Origin of the sequence: Corynebacterium lujinxingii (assembly GCF_014490555.1) — a bacterium.
Lineage (GTDB): Bacteria > Actinomycetota > Actinomycetes > Mycobacteriales > Mycobacteriaceae > Corynebacterium > Corynebacterium lujinxingii.
Map to the genome: position 1 here is coordinate 1,299,982 of NZ_CP061032.1, position 22,051 is coordinate 1,322,032.

A 22,051-nucleotide genomic window follows, 5' to 3' on the forward strand; every position below is an offset into this window, starting at 1 on the left:
GGCTAGCGCTGCGAGTCCAGGATGCCGGAGTCGACGGCACGCTGCGTGTCGTTCAGGTGCTGCTCGAAGGTGTCGTTGAACACGGTCGTGCCATCCTTATCCACCGTGACGAAGAACAACCAGTTGCCCTCGGCCGGGTGCTCCATCGCATCGATGGCTTCGATCGACGGGGACGAGATCGGGGTTTGCGGCAGTCCGTCCATCGCGTAGGTGTTCCACGGGGTGACACGCTTTCGGTCCTCATCTGTGGTGGCAACCTCAACGCTCGGCAGGCCGTAGTTGACAGTCGAGTCGAACTCGAGGCGCATCGGCTCGTCCAAACGGTTCAGGATGACGCGGGCGACCTTGTCGAATTCACCCGCCGGCGCCTCACGCTCAACCAGGGACGCAGCCGTGAGCAACTCGTAGGGCGACAACCCGATCGCCTGTGCGCGGTTGACGATATCCGTCGAGTCGTACTGCTTCGCAGAACGGGTCACCAGGTCCTGCAGGATGTCTTCCGCGCTGGCCTGCGGGTCAATGATGTACTCGCCCGGAGCGATCAAGCCCTCAAGCCGCTTCGCGTCGCCAGCGCGGGCCGCAACCGTTTCCCGCGCCCACTCCGGCACACCGAGCTCCGCCGGATCCGCGTTCGCCGCGGCGTTGTGCAGCTTCTCCACATTAACGCAGTCGCCGCCCGGCTGGTCACCGCAGGTCACCGCCTGGATCATGGAGAAGATACCGTGGCGGGTCTGGCCGCCAAGCACGTTGATGTCCATCAACGTGGCACCGCCGTACACCTGCAACGGGGTGATGCGTTTTTCAGGGTCGAGCAGCGCTTCCACGGCAGAGTTGGCGCTCATCTCGCCTTCCAGGCGGTAAAACCCGGGCTGGATATTGTCCGAATCCGGGTTGTTTGCGGCCGCTGTCTGGAACGCTCCGTCACTGCCGACGATGCCACGCTCCTCAAGCTCCGGGCCCAACACTGACAGACTCGACCCCTCCGGGATCTGCACGACCTGTTCCTCGCCGTTGCCCGTGCCGGCAAAGTCCTTCGATCCGGAAAGGTTGCGTGCGACCGCAATCCAGGCGACGAGGCCGATGATGAGCAGGATGGATGCAACCAGCACCGCGGTGCCTCGGGTACGCCGGCGTGCGGCTTCTCGGGTGGACACGGTTAGTTCTCCTTGAGGTAGTTCAGTCGGCCGTCAAGCCAGGATTGCAAAATCTCCACAGCAGCCGCTTGGTCAATCACGGATCGCCCAGCCTTCTCGCTCACACCGGACATACGCAGCGACTGCGCCGCGGCCACCGTTGTAAGCCGCTCATCCGCCATGCGCACCGGCACATCGCTGCGCCGGCGGATGCGGAAGGCTATCTCCTTCGCGTGCTTGACACTTTTCGAGCCGTTGCCCCGCAAATCACGAGGCAGCCCCACAACAACTTCAACTGCTTCATTCTCCGCGATGAGCTGGAGCATCCGTTCGATGTCCTGCCCATCGCGGTCCTTAAAGCCGGTGACCCGTTTGATCGTTTCAACCGGTGTTGCCAGGCGGGCTTCCCGGTCAGAGCGGGCGACACCGATGCGCACCGTGCCGACATCGATACCGATGCGGCGGCCCTCGCCGGGATCGTCGACCCCGGGGGTATCGGGCTGCACCTTCATCCCCTCACTCCTTTCCGTTTCAGCTGGCCTTGTCTCAACCTAGCTGTTCGCTGTGTAACGGGGAGGGCGCGCATTCGGCGTGTCAGCGCCCATTTCCCGTTTTGCGACGTTGCTAGCGCTGCTCCAACCAGTCGCGCACGGCGTGCAACCCGGCCGGAATGCCCTCCGGGTTCGCGCCGGAACCCTGCGCAAGATCCGGCTTGCCGCCGCCCTTGCCCTCGACGTACTCGCCGAGAACCTTGACCACGTCACCGGCCTTAATCCCGGACTCCACTGCCGGCTTCGTCGCCGCGACAGCGAGCGAGACCTTGCCTCCGACCGTGGAAGTCAAAACGATCAGCGCATCCTCTGCCTGCATCTTGCCGCGCAGATCGCTGACAATCGTGCGCAGATCGCCGGTGTTAATGCCCTCGGGCAATTGCTTTGCGACGAGACGGTGCTCCCCGACAGTCTCCGCCTGGCCGGCCAGATCCGCAGTGGAGGCGAGCAGCTGCTGGCGGTGCAGGTTTTCAATCTCCTTCTCCGCCGCACGCAGACGTTCGGTCAGCTGCGCGATACGGTCCGGCAGCTCCTCGGTCGGAGCCTTCAGCTCGGCCGCCAGCCCCGACGCCAGGGCCGCCTCCTTGGACAGGAACTTAAACGAGTCCATGCCGGAGTACGCCTCAATGCGGCGGGCACCGGAGCCGACGGAGGACTCACCCAGCACAGCCACCGGCCCGATCTGGGATGCGTGATCGACGTGGGTACCGCCGCAGAGCTCGATAGAGAACGGGCCGCCGATCTCCACCACCCGGACCGTGTCGCCGTAGTTCTCGCCGAACAGGGCCATCGCGCCCATCGCCTTCGCCTTGTCCAGCGACGTCTCGATGGTGTTGACCGCGAAGTCGGCATCGACGGCCTGGTTGGTGATGGTGGCGATTTCCTCGAGCTGCGCGTCGGAGAGCGCGTCGGTGTAGTTGAAGTCGAAACGCAGGTAACCCGGCTTGTTCAAGGAACCCGCCTGGACTGCGGTCGGGCCCAGCACCTGCCGAATCGCCGCGTGGATGAGGTGGGTTGCCGAGTGCGCCTGGCGGGCGCCGTGGCGCCAGGCGCCGTCGACCTCGGTGGTCACGGTGGATCCCAAATCCAACCCGCCGTTTTGCACCGTGGCCTTGTGCAGCCAGAGCTTCTTGCCCACGCGCTGGACGTCGTTAACGTTCAAAATAGTGTCGCCCATGAGGATGCGGCCGCGGTCAGCCATCTGGCCGCCCGCCTCGGCGTACATCGGGGTGACATCCAAGATGACCTCGACCTCGTCGCCCTGGCTGACCTCGCCGACCTTTTCGCCATCGCGAACCAGACCGATGACGGTGCCGTCATGGCTTAACTGGTCGTAGCCGACGAATTCAGTGGGGTTGTTGTCGACCCACTCTCGGTACAGCGACTCGTCCAGATTGCGGTGCTTCTTCGCTTTATTATCCGCCTTGGCACGATCGCGCTGCTCCTGCATCGCGGCGTTGAAGGCATCCATGTCCACGTCCAGACCTGCCTCGCGGGCCATCTCCACAGTCAGATCGATCGGGAAGCCGTAAGTGTCGTGCAGCTCGAATGCCTGCTCGCCCGGCAGCACGGCGGCACCGGAGCTCTTGATGGCGTTGGCGGCTTCGTCGAAACGCGTCGTGCCAGATTCCAACGTCTTGGAAAATGCGCGCTCCTCGGCAACGGCGACGCGCAGGATGCGTTCACGGTTGTCGGCGATCTCCGGGAACGACGGCGTCATGGTGTCCATGATCGTGTTCATGAACGTCTCCATCACCGGAGCAGTCGCACCCAACAGACGGGCAGAACGGATGATACGGCGCAGCAGACGACGCAGAATGTATCCACGGCCCTCATTCGACGGCGTGACACCGTCGAGGATGATCATCATGCCGGTACGTGCGTGGTCCGCAATCACGCGGAACCGAACGTCGTTGTCCTGGTTGCCGTCGTCGTACTTCGCACCGGTCAACTCGACAGCCGCGTCAATAACCGGGCGCAGCAGATCGGTCTCGTACACGTTGTCCACGCCCTGCAGCAAGCAGGCGACGCGCTCGATGCCGAGGCCGGTATCGATGTTCTTCTGGGGCAGCTCGCCGACGATCTCGAAGTTGCCCTTCTTGTCGCCTTCCCCGCGCACGGACTCCATGAACACGAGGTTCCAGATCTCCATGTAGCGGTTGTCGTCGGCAATCGGACCGCCCTCTTTGCCGTACTCCGGGCCACGGTCGTAGTAGATCTCGGAGCACGGGCCACACGGGCCCGGGATACCCATCGACCAGAAGTTGTCCTCCATACCCATGCGCTGAATACGCTCTTCTGGCACACCGATCTTGTCGCGCCAGATCGACGCGGCCTCGTCGTCGTCAAGGTAGACCGTCACCCAGAGACGCTCCGGGTCGAGACCGTAGCCGCCGTCTTCGACCGCGCCGGTCAGCAGCGTCCACGCGTGCGTGATCGCCCCTTCCTTAAAGTACTGGCCGAACGAGAAGTTGCCAGCCATCTGGAAGAAGGTGTTGTGGCGGGTGGTGATACCCACTTCCTCGATATCGAGGGTGCGCACACACTTCTGAATCGACGTCGCGGTGCCGTTTTTAAAGTCCGGGGTCTGATCACCCAAAAAGTACGGCTTGAACGGCACCATGCCCGCGTTGACGAACAACAGCGTCGGGTCGTCGAGAATCAGCGAGGCGCTCGGCACCGGGGTGTGGCCGGTTTCGACGAAGTGGTTGGTGAACCGCTCTCGGATCTCATGGGTCTGCACGCTTCGGTGTCCTTTCAACTGCGCCGGAGATTTTCCGCGCTTACTTTACCCCGCGCCCCGACACCGGCTGCGTTACCGCCCGCGCACCAGCCTTCTCAACCTTCCGAGAAAGTCGCTGATACGCTTTTCCGCGCCGTGGTCTGTCGGTTCGTAATACACCGCATCCTCGAGGTCCTCGGGGATATAGCGCTGTTCAACCACGCCGCGCGGGTCGTCGTGCGGGTAAATGTAACCGACCGCATTGCCCATCTTTTTCGCGCCCTCGTAATGGCCGTCGCGCAGATGGGCGGGCACCGGCGGGACGTGGCCGGCACGCACATCCGCAAGCGCTGAGTCGATGGCCTTGATCACCCCGGGCGACTTTGGTGCCGTCGCAAGGTGAATCGTCGCCTGCGCGAGCGGCAGCCGGCCCTCCGGCATGCCGATAAATTGCACCGCGTCTGCCGCTGCGGCCGCAACCTGCAGCGCGGTCGGATCCGCCATGCCGATGTCTTCCGAGGCATGGATGACCAACCTACGGGCGATAAAACGCGGGTCCTCCCCCGCCTCGATCATCCGCGCCAGGTAATGCAGCGCCGCGTCCACATCAGAACCACGGATGGACTTGATGAAGGCGCTGACCACGTCGTAGTGCTGATCGCCGTCGCGGTCGTAGCGCACGATCGCACGGTTCACGTTTTCTCTGACGGTATCCAGCGTGATGGTGCCCTGATCAGGGATCGCCTCAGCGGCCGCCTCCAGATACGTCAAGGCTCGGCGCGCGTCACCGCCAGCGAGCAGGATGAGTTGGGCGCGGGCGTCGTCGTCAAGCGAAATGCTCCCGCCGAAACCACGCTCATCCGCCAAAGCACGGTCGATTACACCGCCCAAGTCATCGTCGTCCAGCGACTCGAGCTTCAGCAGCAGCGAACGAGAAAGAAGCGGAGCTACGACACTGAAACTCGGGTTCTCGGTCGTCGCCGCGACGAGCAGCACGGTGCGGTTTTCCACAGCGGCCAGAAGAGCGTCCTGTTGCGTCTTGGAAAACCGGTGAACCTCGTCGATGAAGAGGACAGTTCTCTCGCCGCGGATGAGGTCGCGCCGTGCCTCATCGATGACAGCGCGCACCTCTTTCACCCCGGACGACAGCGCCGACAAGGCAACGAAGTTCTGGCCCATCGCCTTCGCGATCAGGGACGCGATAGTCGTCTTTCCGGTCCCTGGAGGTCCGTACAAAATGACGGAGGCGGCACCGGAGCCCTCGATAAGCCTGCGCAACGGCTTGCCCTCGCTGAGCAGATGTTTCTGCCCCGCGACCTCGTCCAACGTTTGGGGACGCATCCGGGCGGCAAGCGGCGCCGAGGATCCCGCTTCGAAAAATGCGGTGCCCCGGTTGCCCGTATTAGCCCCGCGCTCGGGCTCCGACCCGGCGGCGGCAAAGAGACCGTCTTGTTCCATCGCTACCGCAACCGTTGTGCCACGTCCGTGGCGAACTGCGAGACCACCCGATATGCCGGGTCTGCGCCGCTGTCGGAAAACGCCGCGAGCGACTCAAACGTTTCCCTCAGATCGCGGCGCACAAGTTGCTCGTCGTCGGTGAACGGTCCCTCGGTGCGAGGGCGAAGTACCGCACCGGCGTTTCCCTCCACGGCTTCGCCGGCGGTGTAGAAGGCATATTCTTGCGGTTCGGTGTCGCGGACGTCCTCAATGCTCAAGCCAGCTGCGGCGAATTCCTCGGCCAGCGCGGGGTCGTCGGCAAGCATCGCGTGGAGCGGCTTCGGCTCAAGCATGGCGACACTGCTCATCGCCCAGCCGACGAGCGCGCTGGTGATCCGGGCCTGCAACGTGTCGGTGTTATCTACCGCCGGCCACAAGTTACGCACCTGCGCGCGCCACGAATCGATAAACGCTTTGGTGGCCTCCTCGTTGAACGACTGCGCGGCGAGGAACACCGGGAAACGCGCAACGACATACGCCACGTCGAAGGACACGTCGCGGAAGCCGGCAGACTCGTAGTCGAGAAAGTGGAACGTGTTGCCCGACCGGATCACGTTATCGGGTGCTAAGTCGAACGGGGTAAACGCCCGCATGCCTCCCCGCAGGAGCCGCCGCTCAATGTTGCCGGCAGTGAGGGTGACTTCGCCGGGGACTTCGATGCCGGCGTCGCGCATGATCCGCAGCCCAACCCGGATACGGTGTGCAAGCAGCCGGTCGCGCAGCCGTTGCAGCGGGGCGGCGTTGTCGCGTGAACGCGTCATCCGGTGCAACAGGACGTTGTAGGCGTCCTCTTCGTCTGCGGTGCCGGCGTGCATGCGGCCCAAGGCTGTGCCGAGAGCGCGCAGCAGCGCGACATGCTCGTCCGCGTCCGCCGCCTCCAACGCCTCGGCGAGCGTTTCGCCGTCGCCGGAGTCGGTCATGATGATGATCCGCTCCTGCGTGTCGTACCCCAACAGTGACGGTCCCGGCCGGTGCTTTTCGCTTAACGACGTGGCGAACTGGTAGGCCACGACCTCACGGAGAAACGCCGCATCGTCCAGCGCGAAACCAGTACGCGGTGCCTGTTTGATCACTACCGAACGGTGCTGGAAGAAGGGATTGGGCCGCACGCGGGCGCGCAGCACACTCGACGGGCCGGAGCCGTTGAGCCGCTCGATGTCGAACAGCGCCTGCTCCCCGCCGTAGCGGCGGGTGAGGATGTCCGCCGCCAGATCGACAATCGCCTCGTCGGTTTTAACGTCGAGCTGCATGCAATCCCCTTCACTTCGCGCCGCGCGGTCACTCACATCACGACGTGTTCACCGGCGACTAGTTCGCGTCGGCCGCGTCTGCGGCCTTGTTCTCCTCGTTCTTCTTCGGCTTGAAATCCACACCCGTCTCCTTGCGCTGCTCAGCCGGAATCGGCGCCGGAGCGTCCGTCAGCGGGTCAACGCCGCCGCCGGACTTCGGGAACGCGATGACGTCGCGAATGGACTCGAAACCGCCAAGCAGCGAGACGATGCGGTCCCAGCCGAAGGCGATACCGCCGTGCGGCGGTGCACCGTACTGGAATGCGTCGAGCAGGAAGCCGAACTTCTCCTCGGCCTCCTCGTCGGTGATGCCCATGACCTCGAACACGCGCTTTTGCACGTCGTGCTCGTGGATACGGATGGAGCCGCCACCGATCTCGTTGCCGTTGCAAACGATGTCGTATGCATAGGCCAATGCCTCGCCCGGGTTCTCTTCGAAGTTGTCCAGGTACTCCGGCTTCGGGGAGGTAAACGCGTGGTGCACGGCGGTCCACTTGGAGTGGCCAAGCGCCACGTCGCCCGACGCCGTGGCGTCTGCCGCCGGCTCGAACAGGGGCGCGTCGACGACCCACGTAAACGCCCAGTCGCCGTCCTTGATCAGGTCGAGCTTGCGGGCGATCTCGCCTCGGGCCGAGCCGAGCAGCGCGCGCGACGCCTTGGTCTCGCCTGCCGCGAAGAAGATACAGTCGCCCGGCCTTGCGCCGACGTGCTCTGCGATGCCGGCCTTTTCCTCATCGGTGATGTTCTTCGCCACCGGGCCGGTGAGTTCGCCATCCTCCTGCACGAGGATGTATGCGAGGCCCTTCGCGCCACGCTGCTTCGCCCACTCCTGCCAGGCGTCGAGCTGGCGGCGCGGCTGGGAAGCGCCACCTTCCATGACCACTGCACCGACGTACTCGGCATTGAACACGCGGAACGTGGTGTCCTTGAAGAATTCAGTGCACTCCACCAGCGGGATATCGAAGCGCAGGTCCGGCTTGTCGGAGCCGTACTTTTCCATCGCCTCCTTATAGGTCATGCGCGGAATCGGCGTCTGGATGTCGTAGCCGATGAGCTTCCACAGCTCGACCAGGATTTCCTCGGCGAGCGAGATGATGTCGTCCTGGTCGACAAACGAAGCCTCGACGTCGAGCTGGGTGAACTCCGGCTGACGGTCGGCGCGGAAATCCTCGTCTCGGTAGCAGCGCGCGATCTGGTAGTAGCGCTCCATGCCGGCGACCATGAGGAGCTGCTTGAACAGCTGCGGCGACTGCGGCAGTGCGTACCAGGAACCCGGCTTCAGGCGGGCTGGCACGAGGAAGTCGCGTGCGCCTTCCGGCGTCGAGCGGGTCAGCGTCGGAGTCTCGATCTCCGTGAAATCGTGGTTATCCAGCACTCGGCGGGCCGCCTGGTTCGCCTTGGAACGCAGACGAATCGCCTCAGCCTGACGCTCGCGGCGCAGGTCGAGATAGCGGTACTTCAGGCGGGTTTCCTCGCCGACCTCGGAAGACGATGCGTCCTCAATCTGGAACGGCAGCGCCGCCGCCTTGTTCAAAACCTTCAGGTCGGTGACGTTCACCTCGACCTCACCCGAGGCCAGGTTCGGGTTCGCGGAGCCTTCCGGACGCGGTTCGACCACGCCGGTGACCTGGACAACGAACTCGCTGCGCAGGTCGTGCGCGGCTTCGGCGACCTCGGACTCGCGGAAGACTACCTGCGCCAGACCAGAGCGGTCGCGCAGGTCGATGAAGATGACACCGCCGTGGTCGCGGCGGCGGGCAACCCAGCCAGTTAGCGTGACGGTTTGGCCGTCGAGTTCTTTGTTCAAGTTCCCCGCAAGGTGAGTGCGCAGCACGGTTACTTCCACGTCCTTCCACGTGATGGCGAATCTAACCTGGCAAAGTTTACCCGCCATGCCGACACGGTGCGCCCGCCCCCTACCACCCTGGACCCGCCGAATGCGAAAAGTGCACCAGATCCAACACTTGCGCCGGATCTTTGGCACAATTCTGCCCATGACTTTCAGAGGCGACTACGCACAAGGCCAGGGTGCCAACGTCAACACAAGCTCCGGCAGCGGCCGAGGCGGCGGAGGTTTAGGCAACGGCGCAATGATGCTACTTCCGCTCCTGCTGCGCGGAGGCGGCGGCGGTGCCGTCATCCTGGTGGTGCTTGGCCTGCTGTACTTCAGCGGCGCCTTCAACGGCATCCTCGGCGGGGGCGGAGATGAATCGCAGTCGCAATCCCAGGGCAACTACACGCTCGAGCACTGCCAGGAGGAGGGCTCGTCGAACGAGTACGACGACTGTCGCGCTGCGGCGACGTTTACCTCAGCGCAGAAGATTTGGGGCGACATCTTGCCGCAGCAGGCCAATGTGGACTTCCAGCCGGCGGAGATGACCATCTTCAAAAACAACGTCACCTCCGGCTGTGGTTTCGCCAGCGCTGACACCGGCCCGTTCTACTGCCCGCGCGACACGACCGCATACCTGGATGTGAGCTTCTTCGAGGATTTGGGCCAGCTGGGCGGCTCCAACGGCCCGCTCGCGCAGGAGTACGCAACCGCGCACGAGTACGGCCACCACATTCAAAACCTTGAGGGCACCCTCGGCTTGAGCGACTACAAGAACCCGGGCGCAGATTCGGCTGCTGTGGCGATTGAGTTGCAGGCAGATTGCTACGCGGGCATTTGGGCGAAGTACGCCTCCGAGGACGGTGTGCTTGAGCCGATTACCGACCAGCAGCTCCAGGAGGCTCTGCAAACCGCACAGTCCATCGGCGACGACAACATCCAGCGTCGCTCCGGCGGCGACGTCGACCCGGATGCGTGGACCCACGGCTCCTCCGAGCAGCGCGCCGAGGCGTTTAAGTCCGGATACGAGTCCGGCAAAATGGCGTCCTGCGACACGCTCAACCGCGGCGTGTACACGAGCTAGAGTCTTCTTCCACCCCACCTGATACACGGCACAGCGCTACAGTTGCCGGCATGAGTAATGTCGAGCAAAACCGCGCTGTGCCGTTTCTTGCTGCGTTCAACTCCATCGAGAAATTTCTTCGCGACGAACTCGACGCCAAACGTTCGGACTCGTTTTCCTGGATGGCCCGAATCGCTGCGAAGCACGGCGTTATCACCCGCGAACAGTCTGAAACGCTGCAGGAGTTCGCAGATTTGCGCAATGCGATTAGCCACGGCGAGTACGACGATCTGCGTCCGATCGCGGAGCCGCTTCCAGAGACCGTCGATGAGATCGAGCGGCTGCGCGACACCATTATCTCCCCCACTCTTGCTCTAGAAGTGGTGTCCAACCAGCGCGTTGTTTCCTTCTCCCCTGACACCGACATTCACGAGCCGCTTCAAACGATCGCCGAGGACGGTCTCGCGCAGTTTCCGGTCTACGACGGCGGCGAATGCGTCGGCCTGCTCACCACCAACGCCATCGCGCGTTGGGTCGCAGTGGAACTCACCGCGGACGACCGCATCCCTGCCACCACCGTCGGCGACGTGCTCCAGCACTGCGGCAAACTCGATCAGCCGATTTTCCTGCCCCGCACCGTCACCGCCGCCGGCGCCGTCGAGGCACTTAGCACCCCGCTCGACAGCGGCGCCGTGCCGCGTCTCGCGATCCTCACCGAGCACGGCAAGCCCACCCAAAAGCCGATATCAGTGCTTGCCGCGAGCGATATTCCGGCGCTTACGCAGGCACAATAGAGCATGTCGCTTGACGACGATCCCGTGTCGTCGCGTGCTGTAACATTCGCGCCATGTCAGCAAACTTTGTCAGCGTCGTAGACCTGTTCAGCATCGGCATCGGCCCGTCCTCATCACATACGGTGGGCCCAATGCGGGCGTCGATTGTGTTCGTCGACAAGCTAGACGCGTTGCCTGCGAAGGTGAGGATTGAATTGCGCGGCTCGCTCGCGGCAACGGGCGTCGGCCACGGCACCGACCGTGCGGCGCTGCTCGGCCTGGTCGGATACACACCGACGACCACGTCCGCCGACGTTGCGCCGAAACCTGGAGAACCCATCCCGAGCACCGGCACCATCACCGGACCTGACGGGACGGTGGAATACGAGCTGCGCTTCGATCCGGCTCCCGTGGCGGCACACCCGAACTGCCTCATCTTTGATGCCTGGGATGCCGAGGGCAACGTGCTTGCCGAGCGCGAGGATTACTACTCAGTTGGCGGCGGGTTTATCCAGGACCGCTGGGAGATGGAAGAACACCGCGACGAAACCGGTGTGGCTGCCGCGCGCGAGATCCCGTCGGTGCCCTACCCGTTCGACACCGCAGCCGAACTGATGCAGCGCTGCCGCGAGTCCGGCCTGACTGTCGCCGAGATCATGCGCGCGAACGAGGAGTCGATCCACGGCAAGGCGAAGCTCGATGCCCATCTCGATGCTGTGTGGGACGTCATGCAGGAGTGCGTGGCGCACGGTTTGAAGACGGAGGGCACACTGCCAGGCGGGTTGAACGTGCGGCGGCGCGCGAACCGCTTGCACCGGTTGCTCACCGCGGAGTACGAGGCGTCGTCGGCACGCGGACTGGACGCCATGGAGTGGGTGAACCTCTACGCGTTGGCGGTCAACGAGGAAAACGCTGCGCACGGTCAGGTGGTCACCGCACCGACGAACGGCGCCGCAGGCATCATCCCTTCGGTGATGCACTACTGCCGCGATTTCACTGACGACTTCGACGTTGTGCGGGCCCGCGAGTTTCTGCTCACCGCCGGCGCGATCGGCTCGATCATCAAAACAAACGCGTCTATTTCTGGCGCGGAAGTCGGTTGTCAGGGCGAGGTGGGTTCCGCGTCCTCGATGGCTGCGGCGGGCATGTGCGCGGTCCTCGGCGGGACGCCGGACCAGGTGGAAAATGCTGCGGAAATCGCGCTTGAACACAACCTTGGCTTAACGTGCGACCCGGTCGGCGGCCTCGTGCAGGTGCCGTGCATCGAACGCAACGCCATCGGTGGTGTGAAGGCCATCAATGCAGCGCGCCTGGCGAAGCTGGGCGACGGCACGAACATCGTCACCCTCGACGACGTGGTGGAAACCATGGCTGCCACCGGCCGCGACATGATGACGCAGTACAAGGAGACGTCCATGGGCGGCCTCGCGGTACAGCTCGGCCTTCCCGTGAACATCACGGAGTGCTAGGCCCGTGGCGGGCCTAGCATCTATTGCCCGATGGCACGCTTGACGGCCTCGGCGGAGAGCTCGACGGACTCCTGAGAGTGCGCATCGAGGTTCTTCACCGCAACTTCACCGGCCTCGAGCTCGCGCTCGCCGAGCACCAGCGCGAAGCGTGCGCCAGCCCGGTCGGCGCCCTTCATCGAGCCCTTCAGGCCGCGCTTGCCGTAGGCCATGTCGGCGCTGATGCCAGCGGCGCGTAGTTCGTCGATAAGCTTGCTCATGCGGTCGCGGGCTTCGTCGCCAATCGCGATGCCGAATACGTCGACTCGGTGCGCGGCCTCTTCGAGTTCCACACCTTCGGCCTCCAGCGCGAGGACGGCACGGTCGACGCCGAGGCCGTAGCCGATGCCCGACAGATCCGGCCCACCGATTTGCGCCATCAAACCGTCGTAGCGGCCACCGCCGCCGATACCCGACTGGGCGCCGAGACCGTCGTGAACGAACTCGAACGTGGTCTTCGTGTAATAGTCCAGACCGCGGACCATGCGTGGATTGATCTCGTACGGCACGCCAAACGCATCGAGTGCTGCGACGACGGTGTCGAAGTGGGCGCGGCAGTCGTCGCAAAGGTGATCCAGCATCAGCGGTGCATCCGCGGTCATCTCACGGACCGACTCGCGCTTGTCGTCGAGCACCCGCAGCGGGTTGATCTCCGCACGGTGGCGGGTTTCCTCGTCCAGCGGCAGGTCGAAGAGGAATTGCTGGAGCTTCTCGCGGTACGCCGGACGGCAGTTTTTGTCGCCCAGGCTGGTGATCTCGAGGCGGAAACCACTCAGCCCGATCGCACGGTAGCTGCGGTCTGCAAGTGCGATGACTTCCGCGTCGAGCAGCGGGTCGTCGATACCGATCGCCTCGATGCCAACCTGCTGGAGCTGGCGGTAACGGCCGGCCTGCGGGCGTTCGTAGCGGAAAAACGGCCCGTAGTAGTTCAGCTTCACCGGAAGGTAGCCGCGATCCATGTTGTGCTCGATGAACGCGCGCATCACACCCGCGGTGCCTTCCGGACGCAGCGTCACGGAGCGCCCGCCACGGTCCTCGAAGGTGTACATCTCCTTGCTCACCACATCCGTGGACTCGCCCACGCCGCGGGCAAACAAGGTGGTGTCCTCGAACACCGGCAGTTCAATGTGCTGGTAGCCGGCGAGCCGCGCCTGTCGGGCGAACTCGTCACGCACATGGATAAACGCACTCGATTCCGGCGGCACGTAATCGGGCACGCCCTTTGGCGCGGATAGCTTTTGAAACTGCTCGGTCTTGTTCTCACTCACGGGGCCCAAGTCTAACCAAGGCCGCGACATTCAGGTGCAGCGGTCGGCGGTGCTGCTAGGCTTTTGCACCGTTCACCGCGCGCATGCTTGACGACGACGCAAGCAGCGCGCATCCCCACAATTTCGAAGAGGTGTACACGCCGGTGGCAAGCAACGAACAGCGCGGCAAGGAAGCCCTGTCCAACCTGGAGCGCGAGCTCGGCTCCCGCGACCGCAAGGAGAAGTCCCGCCCGTGGTCCGTGGCGGCGCTGTCCGCCGCGGCAATTGCGCTGATCGGCGGCGGCATCTATTTCGCCGCAAACCAGGGCGAAGACGACAACTTCGCCGCCGAAGACACGTCCGCAGAGTCTGAGGCCGACCAGACGAACGAGGAGGCCGAAGAGTTCGACGCATCTACCTTCGAGCCGATCGCGACGAAGCGCGAGAAGGCGCTGCCGGAGACCGTTTCGTGCGAATACAAGGCTGAGGACGGCACCGAGCTGCGGGCGGGCACCCCGCCGACTGACAATGTGTCCACCGAGGGCACCGTCACCGTCGAGCTGGATACGAACCAGGGTCCGATCGGTATGGAACTCGACCGCGCCGCCTCACCGTGCACGGTCAACGCCATCGAGTACCTCGCCTCCGAGAAGTACTTCGACGACACTGTGTGCCACCGCCTGACCACCTCGGACGGTCTTAAGGTGCTGCAGTGCGGTGACCCGGACGGCACCGGTGCCGGCGGCCCAGGCTTCCAGTTCGCCAATGAGCTGCCCACCGACGAGGCTCTCGAAAACGTCGATACCGAGGGCATGGACCTGCCCGAGGACATCGACGAGGAGAGCAAGCAGCAGACGCTGCAGATGATGCTGCAGAACCAGCCGGAGCGCTACGACCGCGGCACGATCGCCATGGCTAACGCCGGCGCGGACACGAACGGCTCGCAGTTCTTCCTCAACTACGGCGATTCAGTACTGCCGCCGCTGTACACCTACTTCGGCCAGATCGACGACGCGGGCTTGGAGACCCTGGACAAGATCGCTGAAAAGGGCGTCGAGGGCGGCGAAACCGACGGCGCCCCGGCCGAGGAAGTCCGCATCAAAACCGCCAAGGTGCAGTAGCGCGACTTATTGCAGGGCATCCCGCCAGGCGATAACATCCCAGCACATACCCCTTTGATCGCTACTTCTTAAGTGAGGACTCCCATGAAGACCCGCACCAACCTTGTCGCCGCAGCCACCGCGACCGCCGTCGCCATCTCCGGCGCTAACGTTGCCGAGGCCGCTCCGACTGTCGTCGACAGCGGCACCACGAACACCACCACCGCCGACGAGGGCTCCTCGATTCGCGACATGGACCCCTCCGAGATTCAGGACTGGCTCGCGGTAGTCACCGCCATCCTGGGCATTATCAGCCAGGTCGCATCTGTCGCGATGAAGTTCATGCGCTAATCCTGAACCTCTTCCCTTCGCCCTCCGCCTTCGTCGCGGAGGGCGTTTTGCATTGTTGCTTAACGACGAAGCGCCGCCCCGCTCCGTTCGGAGCCAGACGGCGCTACGCGCGGTTTTTCGGCGCGCTACTTCTTGCCGAAGCTTGCGATCGGGCCGAGGAAGCGGTCGATCGGGAACGCGAGCAACAGCGACAGGACGCTGAGGACTGCAACCACACCCGCGATGATGGCGCCAATGGGCGCATTGCTCGAGCCACTGGAGCCGTCCTGACCCGCAACCGGTGCTTCCGGGGTCTCAGCCGGCGCCTCCGGCGTCTCGACCGGTGCTTCCGGCGTCTCAACCGGTGCTTCCGGCGTCTCGACCGGTGCCTCCGGAGCCGCTGCGACGTTCACCGGCAGCGAGACGTTGGTCTTCGCGTCGGTGGTAATCTTCAGGGTCTGCTCACCGGAAATCTCTGCCGGAATGTCGAGCTTCACCGTCGCGCGACCCTGCTCGCCGTAGCCGGCATCAGCGTCGGTGACCGCGTTGTCCACGTCGGCCGTGACGGTCGCGTCGCCGATTGCCACGGTGACGGTCTTCGCCTGGGGCTCGCCTTCGGAGGAGTAGCTCAGGGAAGACAGTTCGATGGTGTTTTCCTCTCCCGCCTTCAGGCCGCCCTCCGGCAGCACAATGCCGACGTCCTTCTGGCCACCACGGACAGCGGCGTCGCCGGACTTCAGGTAGTCGACGAACGCCTGCAGGTCGTTGTAGCCGACATCGTTGCGGTCCTTGACCTTGGCCGGGTCGATGAAGTCGTCGCCGCCGTCGAAGAGGAACGAGGAGCCGGCAACGCGGTAGTCCTTATCCATCTCCACCGGCGCACCGTCAATGGTGATCTGCGTGATCTTTTCGCCGCGCGGCGCGGACGGGTTGTAGGTGTAGGAGACGTTGTCCGACAGACCCATGTCCAAGCGCGGGCGACCAGACTTTTCTGCCTGCTCGTCGGTCTGCCACTGGTTTTCTAGAGCTTCCTTGATGGCCGCGCCGGACAGCGTAGCGACGTCGATGCTGTTGCCGAACGGCTGAACGTCGAATGCCTGCTTGTAGGTCACGTCTCCCTTGGCCAAGTCTTCGCGCACACCGCCAGCGTTCATGATGCCGAGGTCGATGTCCTCACCGAGGAATGCCTCGAGCGCTGCCAACGCAGACTCGGCGATCATGTTGTTCGCAGTGGACTCGGTACCACGGTTCGTGCCCGGCTTCGCCTCCGGGTTGGAACCACGCTTGAAGTCTGCACCCACGGTAGCGACGACCTCCTGGCCGAGCTTGTCGGACTGCTTCTTCGCGTCCGCGACGATCTGGGTCACGTTCTCGTCCGGCGTGATGCCGAGCGTTTCGAGGTCGGCGTACTCGTACTGCTCGGCATTGACGCCGGAGAGCTCCTTGGTCTCCTTGTCGAAAGTGAAGGACAGGTCGGTGACTACCTTGCCGTACTCGTACGACTGGAAGTACGGAACTGCCGCGTCGAGGTTCAGGTCCTTGATGTGGGAGTCGCCGCCGAAAACGAAGTCGACGTACTCGGCATCGAGCTTGGCGGAAGCCTCCTTGGCTGGGTCGTGGATCAACGCGATGACAACATCGGCCTCGCCCGAGTCCTTGATCTTCTTGGCCTCTTCGTTGACCTGTGCAGAGGAGTCCTTGATGTCCAGGCCCTTGACGTTGGCCGGGTTCGACTTCGACACCGTGAGGTTGGAGGTGGTGCCGACCAGCGCGACCTTCACGCCGTCCTTTTCCACGACCGTGTACGGCTTCACCTCGCGGGTGCCGTCCTCCTTGAAGATGTTCGCACCGAGCTGCTTGTCGTTGGTGCCCGGAACGATGCGGTCGATCAGGTCCTTGTAGCCCTTATCAAACTCGTGGTTGCCCACAGCGGAACCGTCGGTGCCGATGGCGTTGACGAAATCCATCGTGTACTTGTCGTCGGAAATCGCCGAGATGAACGCGGAGCCGCCCTGGTTGTCGCCGGAGTTGGTGACAATGGTGTTCGGGTTGTTGGAGCGGATGTGGTTGATGATGCCGGCGACGTTGGCGGCACCCATTTCCTTGTTGCGCTCATTGGCCTCGAGTCGGCCGTGGAAGTCGGTGATGTTGGCGACGTTGATCGTCACCTGGTCCGCTTCAGCGGCGGAGACGATCGGGGCTGCGGTGAGAACAACCGCGGTCGTAGTAGTGGCGGCGATCAGCGCACCAGCGCGACGGATATCGAACACGAGAGGCTCCTCGGGGACTCGGGGGATGATGTCCCCTCCTTGTAACCCGCCGTAAGCCACTCTGCAGCGTGAACTCAGCGGGTGTTTACTACCGACCTGCGGGCATAACCCCGGGGCAACCAACAATTCACCTGTCGGAAACCTCAGGGGCACCCGCTCGTGCGCCGATTCGGGTGCGCGTCGTGTGGCTATGCGGTGACGCGATAAACGTCGAAAACGCCCTCGATGTTGCGAATCTGGTTCATGATCGCGCCCAGTTGCTTGATGTCGGAGACCTCCAGCGTCAGCCGGATCGTCGCAATGCGGTCATCGCCGGCTTGCGACGACATCGCCAGGATCGGCAGCTTCGCCTCCGACAGCACGCCGGTCGTTTCCGTCAACAGGCCGTTGCGGTCCAGTGCTTCCAACTGGATGGTGGCCCGCGACGCGCTGCGCGTCGATCCCGGAGACGACCAGGCGACATCGACGAGGCGCTCGGGCTCGTCGTTAAGCTTCGTCGCGTTCGTGCAGTCCGTGCGGTGCACCGAGACTCCCCCGCCGCGGGTGACGAAGCCGAAGATCGCATCACCCGGCACTGGCTGGCAGCACTTGGCGAGCTTCGCCATCACGTCAGGGCTGCCCTCGACGAGGATGCCTGGTCCGTCGCCGGATGCCTGCGGGCGCACGAGTGCCGAAACTGGTGTGCGCGCCGTGAGCGCCTCGACGGCATCGTCGTCACCGCCGAACATGTCCGTCAACATGTGTGCGACGTGCTGTGCAGAGACGTTGCCGGCACCGATCGCGGTGTACAGCGCATCCACATCCTGGTAGTGCAGCCGTGTAGCCACCTGACGCATCGACTCGTTGGTAAACAGCCGGTGCATGGGCAGCCCGCCACGCTGCACCTCCGCAGCGAGGGCGTCGCGGCCCGCCTCCAACTGTTCTTCGCGGCGCTCCTTGGCAAACCACTGGCGGATCTTCGCCTTCGCGCGTGGCGAGACGACGAAGTCCTGCCAGTCACGCGTGGGACCCGCGTTCTGGTCTTTGGAGGTAAAGATCTCCACGCGGTCGCCGGATTTGAGTTCAGTTTCCAACGTGACCAATTTCCCATTGACCTTCGCGCCAATGCAGCGGTGGCCCACCTCAGTATGCACCGCGTAGGCAAAGTCGACAGGTGTGGAACCAGCAGGCAAATCAACCACGTCCCCCTTCGGGGTGAACGCGAAGATTTGCTGGCTCGTCAGGTCGTAGCGGAGTGAATCGAGGAACTCGTTCGGGTCCGCGGCTTCCTTTTGCCAGTCGAGAAGCTGACGCATCCACGCCATCTGGTCGACCTCGGCCTGGTCGCCCTTGTGCGAGCCTTTCGTCTCTTTGTAGCGCCAGTGCGCCGCGACGCCGTATTCGGCGTTGTAGTGCATCTCGTGCGTGCGCACCTGCACTTCCAAGGGGCGGCCCGTGGACGTCATCACCGTGGTGTGCAGCGACTGGTACACCCCAAAGCGCGGGTTGGAGATGTAGTCCTTGAACCTGCCCGGCATCGGCGAATACAGCGAGTGCACGACACCAATGGCGGCGTAGCAGTCGTACACGGTGTCGACGAGCACGCGGATGCCGACGAGATCAAAGATCTCCGCGAAGTCGTGGCCGCGCACGGACATCTTCTGGTAAATCGACCAGTAGTGCTTCGGGCGGCCCATCACCTCGGCCTGGATACCGTTGGTGCCCAACTCACGCTTGAGGTCAGAGGTAATCTCGCGCAGCGCCCTGTCTCGCGACGGGGCGTGGTCCGCGACGAGGCGCACGATCTCCTCGTACTTCTTCGGCTGCAAGATGGCAAAGGCAAGGTCTTCGAGCTCCCACTTCACCGTCGCCATGCCAAGGCGGTGCGCGAGCGGAGCGATCACGTCGAGGGTTTCTTGCGCCTTCTTCGCCTGCTTCTCAGGAGGCAGAAAGCGCATGGTGCGCATGTTGTGCAGCCGGTCCGCGACCTTGATCACCAACACGCGGGGGTCTTCGGACATGGCGACGATCATCTTGCGGATCGTCTCCGCCTCTGCGGCGGCGCCGAGCGCGACCTTATCTAGCTTGGTCACGCCGTTGACCAGTTTGGCCACCTCCGGGCCGAAGTCGCGCGTGAGTTCGTCCAGGGAGTAGTCGGTGTCTTCCACCGTGTCGTGCAGCAGTGCCGCAACCAGCGTCGTGGTGTCCATGCCGATCTCGGCGCAAATCGTCGCCACTGCCAGCGGGTGGGTGATGTAGGGGTCTCCGGACTTGCGGAAGACACCCTCGTGCAGGCGCTCTGCCGTCTCGTACGCCAGGCCCAGCTGCGCGACATCGGCTTTGGGGTGGTACTTGTGGTGGATCGACAGAAGCGGATCGAGCACCGGGTTTGTTCGCGGCCGGCCGCCGCCGGTCAGAGAACGAGCGAGACGTGCGGAAACACTGCGCATAGTCGGGCCGGACCTTTTGACGGGCTTCTCTGTCATGGCAGGCCTCCTGGGCTGACGAAGGGTACTAAGACAGTGATCCTACCCGGCTAGTTCGCTTCCTCCCCGAGGACCACCAGCGGAGCGCCGTCTAACTTCTCGCGGCCGCCAAGACCCGGCACTTCCAGCACGACGACGTACCCGGCTACCCGGCCGCCGCCGCGCTCGATGAGATCGCGGGCCGCGACGAGGGTGCCACCCGTGGCCAGGACGTCGTCGACAAGCACGATGCTTTTGCCCGAGATGTCGATGCCGTTAGCCGGGATTTCGAGTGCCGCCGAGCTGTACTCGGTGGTGTACTCCTGCGTGATCACCGGCGGGGGCAGCTTGCCCTTCTTGCGGATGGCGAGGATGCCGGTGCCCATGTCATAGGCGACGGCGGAGCCGAGCAGGAATCCGCGGGCATCGAGACCACCGATAAGATCTGCACCAAATTCGCGGCTCGCCTCCACCATCTCCGCAATCACGATGTTTAGGGCGGCGGGGTCGGCGAGCACCGGCGTCAAGTCCTCGAACAAGACACCCTTCTCGGGGAAGTCAGGCACGCGGCGGATCTTGTCTTTGAGCGCCTCGAGCGCAGTGGCGTATGGCTGGCCGCCAAGCGGCGTAGTCGGCTGTGTGGGCGACATGATCTGAGATCGTCTCCTGGTCGATAAGTTGCTGTGTAAGAAGTGAACTAGTTGCCGGTGGCGAGCGACCAGCGGTCCATGTTCCAGCCGATGCTGGATAGGCCGGTGTACGGCACCACGTTGCGCACCGATTCGTCGATAGCGAATGTGCGCGGTTGCGCGGCAAGCGGAATCGAGGGTAGCTCTTTCCAGAGGAACTCCTCCTGAGCCCGCAATGCCGAAAGCTCCTGAGCGCGGTTATTGGCCGCAGGGAACTCACGCTTCGGGTCGACGACGCGCAAAATGGCGTCGGCTTCGCCTTCGGTCCGTATTTCGTTACGCCACTCGTCGTATTCCGCGCGAGGCAGGTCGGCGAGCGTCTTGCCGTCACCGGTGACGTCGATGATGTCGATGCCTGCCGGCTCGCAGGAACGCTTCATCGATCCCACCATGGCCGCCCACCGTTCGTCCGGATAGGAGTAGCCGACTCGCAGTGTCGCACCGCGTATCGACGACGCCTGCTCGATATTGACATCGAGATGCGGTGCCGCCACATCCTCCATGTGGCGCGCCAGGGGGTCCGCGTGCTGGACGGTGTGCAACGGCGCGACCGGCACATCGATGCCCGCAATCTCGCTGGAGGCCTGCGCCACAGCACGGGGATTCACGCAGCGCGACAACGCCTTGCGGTGCTCGGCATCCGCCCAGAAGCCGACCTGCGGCAGCGAGAGCATTTCCGTGAGCTCGCCGACGACAGGTTCCACCTGCAAGCGGTTGCCTTCGGCATCGCGGTCGTGCCAGTCGGGCTGCAGGTCGCGCAAGTCACCGATGCGCAGCGCGCCCGAGGCGGCCAGCTCAGCGGCGTTTGCCGACCCCGGCCACACCACCATCTCCGGCGTTTGGGGCGCATCGCCGTAGTAATGCTCATTGGCTACGAGTCTGACTTGGCCTTGATCGCCGACGCTTTCGATTTTGAACGGGCCGAACGAGACCTGCAGCTCGGGATCGAACGCGCCCAAGTCGAAGCCGTTGCGCCACACTTCCCCGACTGGTTTCAGGCGGGTGAAATCGTCGGACAACATATCGTCGACAAGCTCGTCGACGCTTTTGCCCAACTTTTTCGCCACCGCGTGAGCGGGAAGGACGGTGCCCGGCTCGAACAAACCACGCCAGCGCGCGCCGCGGTCTTCTTTAAACGTGAGCGTAAATTCCTTCGACCCGGGCGTGCACGACAGCGCCTCGGTATCGCCGAACAACGGCATGTTCGCGCCGAACATTGACGGATACTGCCCAGCTGTAAACGTGAGCAGATAGTCCGCGCAGGTGACCGGGGTGCCGTCAGAAAACACCGCGGCGTCTGACAAGGTGTAAATCACCTTGCGCTGGTCCCCCGGCAGCACCTGGGTACTAACCAAGTCTGTGTTTGGGATCATCTGCCCGCTCGGCCCCGGCACGTACACGCCGGGATAGAGCCTGCCGGAGAGTGTCTGCGCCAGATCAGTCGAGCCCTTCAGCGTGCCTGCGTTCGTGGTGCGCAGGCCGCTCGGCACCTGGTAGCCGAACAGGCGCTCGGAGTCATCTGTGTCGTCACCCGCCGTCGAGCAGCCAGCGAGCGCCAACGCCGCGGCTGTCAGCGCCGCAACTAATCCCCTGATTCGTTTCATGCC

Annotated in this window: 16 protein-coding genes; 5 read left to right on the top strand and 11 right to left on the bottom strand. The window is 63.8% G+C overall.

Translation table 11 applies throughout. From position 1 onward, the window contains the following. Positions 1-2: 2 nt before the first annotated feature. From IAU68_RS06435 to aspS, 6 genes are all read right to left on the bottom strand, one after another. On the bottom strand, positions 3-1,154 hold the full coding sequence (locus IAU68_RS06435) for an endolytic transglycosylase MltG (RefSeq protein ID WP_171194064.1): 1,152 nt from the start codon (positions 1,152-1,154) through the stop codon (positions 3-5). 2 nt (positions 1,155-1,156) lie between these two features. Further along, positions 1,157-1,645 (bottom strand): Holliday junction resolvase RuvX, encoded by a 489-nt coding sequence (gene ruvX, locus IAU68_RS06440; RefSeq protein ID WP_171194065.1) that lies wholly within the window; start codon positions 1,643-1,645, stop codon positions 1,157-1,159. A 112-nt stretch (positions 1,646-1,757) separates the two neighbouring features. Continuing rightward, a complete protein-coding gene (gene alaS / locus IAU68_RS06445; protein ID WP_171194066.1) occupies positions 1,758-4,427 on the bottom strand; it encodes an alanine--tRNA ligase in 2,670 nt (889 codons plus the stop codon). Between the two features lie 72 nt (positions 4,428-4,499). After that, positions 4,500-5,864 carry a replication-associated recombination protein A gene (locus IAU68_RS06450; RefSeq protein ID WP_171194067.1) on the bottom strand — a complete coding sequence of 455 codons (1,365 nt, stop codon included), beginning with the start codon at positions 5,862-5,864 and terminating at the stop codon, positions 4,500-4,502. A 2-nt stretch (positions 5,865-5,866) separates the two neighbouring features. Further along, positions 5,867-7,153: a phosphotransferase gene (locus IAU68_RS06455; protein ID WP_171194068.1), complete on the bottom strand. Its 1,287-nt coding sequence runs from the start codon at positions 7,151-7,153 to the stop codon at positions 5,867-5,869. 58 nt (positions 7,154-7,211) lie between these two features. Then, entirely contained in the window at positions 7,212-9,026 is a 1,815-nt protein-coding gene (aspS, locus tag IAU68_RS06460; protein ID WP_171194154.1) for an aspartate--tRNA ligase, read from the bottom strand. A gap of 160 nt (positions 9,027-9,186) precedes the next feature. Here aspS and ypfJ point away from each other — a divergent pair, with 160 nt between their 5' ends. Genes ypfJ through IAU68_RS06475 form a run of 3 tightly spaced genes read left to right on the top strand, consistent with a single transcriptional unit; the run spans position 9,187 to position 12,328 of the window. Continuing rightward, positions 9,187-10,107 carry a KPN_02809 family neutral zinc metallopeptidase gene (gene ypfJ / locus IAU68_RS06465; protein ID WP_171194069.1) on the top strand — a complete coding sequence of 307 codons (921 nt, stop codon included), beginning with the start codon at positions 9,187-9,189 and terminating at the stop codon, positions 10,105-10,107. Between the two features lie 50 nt (positions 10,108-10,157). Then, the gene (locus IAU68_RS06470; protein ID WP_171194070.1) at positions 10,158-10,880 is read left to right on the top strand and encodes a CBS domain-containing protein; all 723 of its coding nucleotides are present in this window, start codon (positions 10,158-10,160) and stop codon (positions 10,878-10,880) included. A gap of 53 nt (positions 10,881-10,933) precedes the next feature. Then, positions 10,934-12,328, top strand: coding sequence for an L-serine ammonia-lyase (locus IAU68_RS06475; RefSeq protein WP_171194071.1), 1,395 nt, complete (start codon positions 10,934-10,936; stop codon positions 12,326-12,328). Between the two features lie 20 nt (positions 12,329-12,348). Here the strand turns inward: IAU68_RS06475 and hisS are convergent, their stop codons facing one another. Then, positions 12,349-13,632, bottom strand: a complete 1,284-nt coding sequence (gene hisS, locus IAU68_RS06480) for a histidine--tRNA ligase (protein ID WP_231698981.1) — start codon at positions 13,630-13,632, stop codon at positions 12,349-12,351. A gap of 143 nt (positions 13,633-13,775) precedes the next feature. Here hisS and IAU68_RS06485 point away from each other — a divergent pair, with 143 nt between their 5' ends. After that, positions 13,776-14,732, top strand: coding sequence for a peptidylprolyl isomerase (locus tag IAU68_RS06485; protein ID WP_171194073.1), 957 nt, complete (start codon positions 13,776-13,778; stop codon positions 14,730-14,732). Between the two features lie 84 nt (positions 14,733-14,816). Continuing rightward, entirely contained in the window at positions 14,817-15,062 is a 246-nt protein-coding gene (locus tag IAU68_RS06490; RefSeq protein WP_171194074.1) for a hypothetical protein, read from the top strand. A 125-nt stretch (positions 15,063-15,187) separates the two neighbouring features. Here the strand turns inward: IAU68_RS06490 and IAU68_RS06495 are convergent, their stop codons facing one another. From IAU68_RS06495 to IAU68_RS06510, 4 genes are all read right to left on the bottom strand, one after another. Further along, complete coding sequence (locus tag IAU68_RS06495; RefSeq protein ID WP_171194075.1) at positions 15,188-17,311, bottom strand: bifunctional metallophosphatase/5'-nucleotidase; 2,124 nt, start codon at positions 17,309-17,311, stop codon at positions 15,188-15,190. Positions 17,312-17,499: 188 nt separating this feature from the next. Next, positions 17,500-19,776, bottom strand: coding sequence for a RelA/SpoT family protein (locus IAU68_RS06500; protein ID WP_231698982.1), 2,277 nt, complete (start codon positions 19,774-19,776; stop codon positions 17,500-17,502). Between the two features lie 50 nt (positions 19,777-19,826). Then, on the bottom strand, positions 19,827-20,405 hold the full coding sequence (locus tag IAU68_RS06505) for an adenine phosphoribosyltransferase (RefSeq protein ID WP_171194076.1): 579 nt from the start codon (positions 20,403-20,405) through the stop codon (positions 19,827-19,829). A 47-nt stretch (positions 20,406-20,452) separates the two neighbouring features. Beyond that, on the bottom strand, positions 20,453-22,048 hold the full coding sequence (locus IAU68_RS06510; RefSeq protein ID WP_171194077.1) for an ABC transporter substrate-binding protein: 1,596 nt from the start codon (positions 22,046-22,048) through the stop codon (positions 20,453-20,455). Positions 22,049-22,051 lie beyond the last annotated feature (3 nt).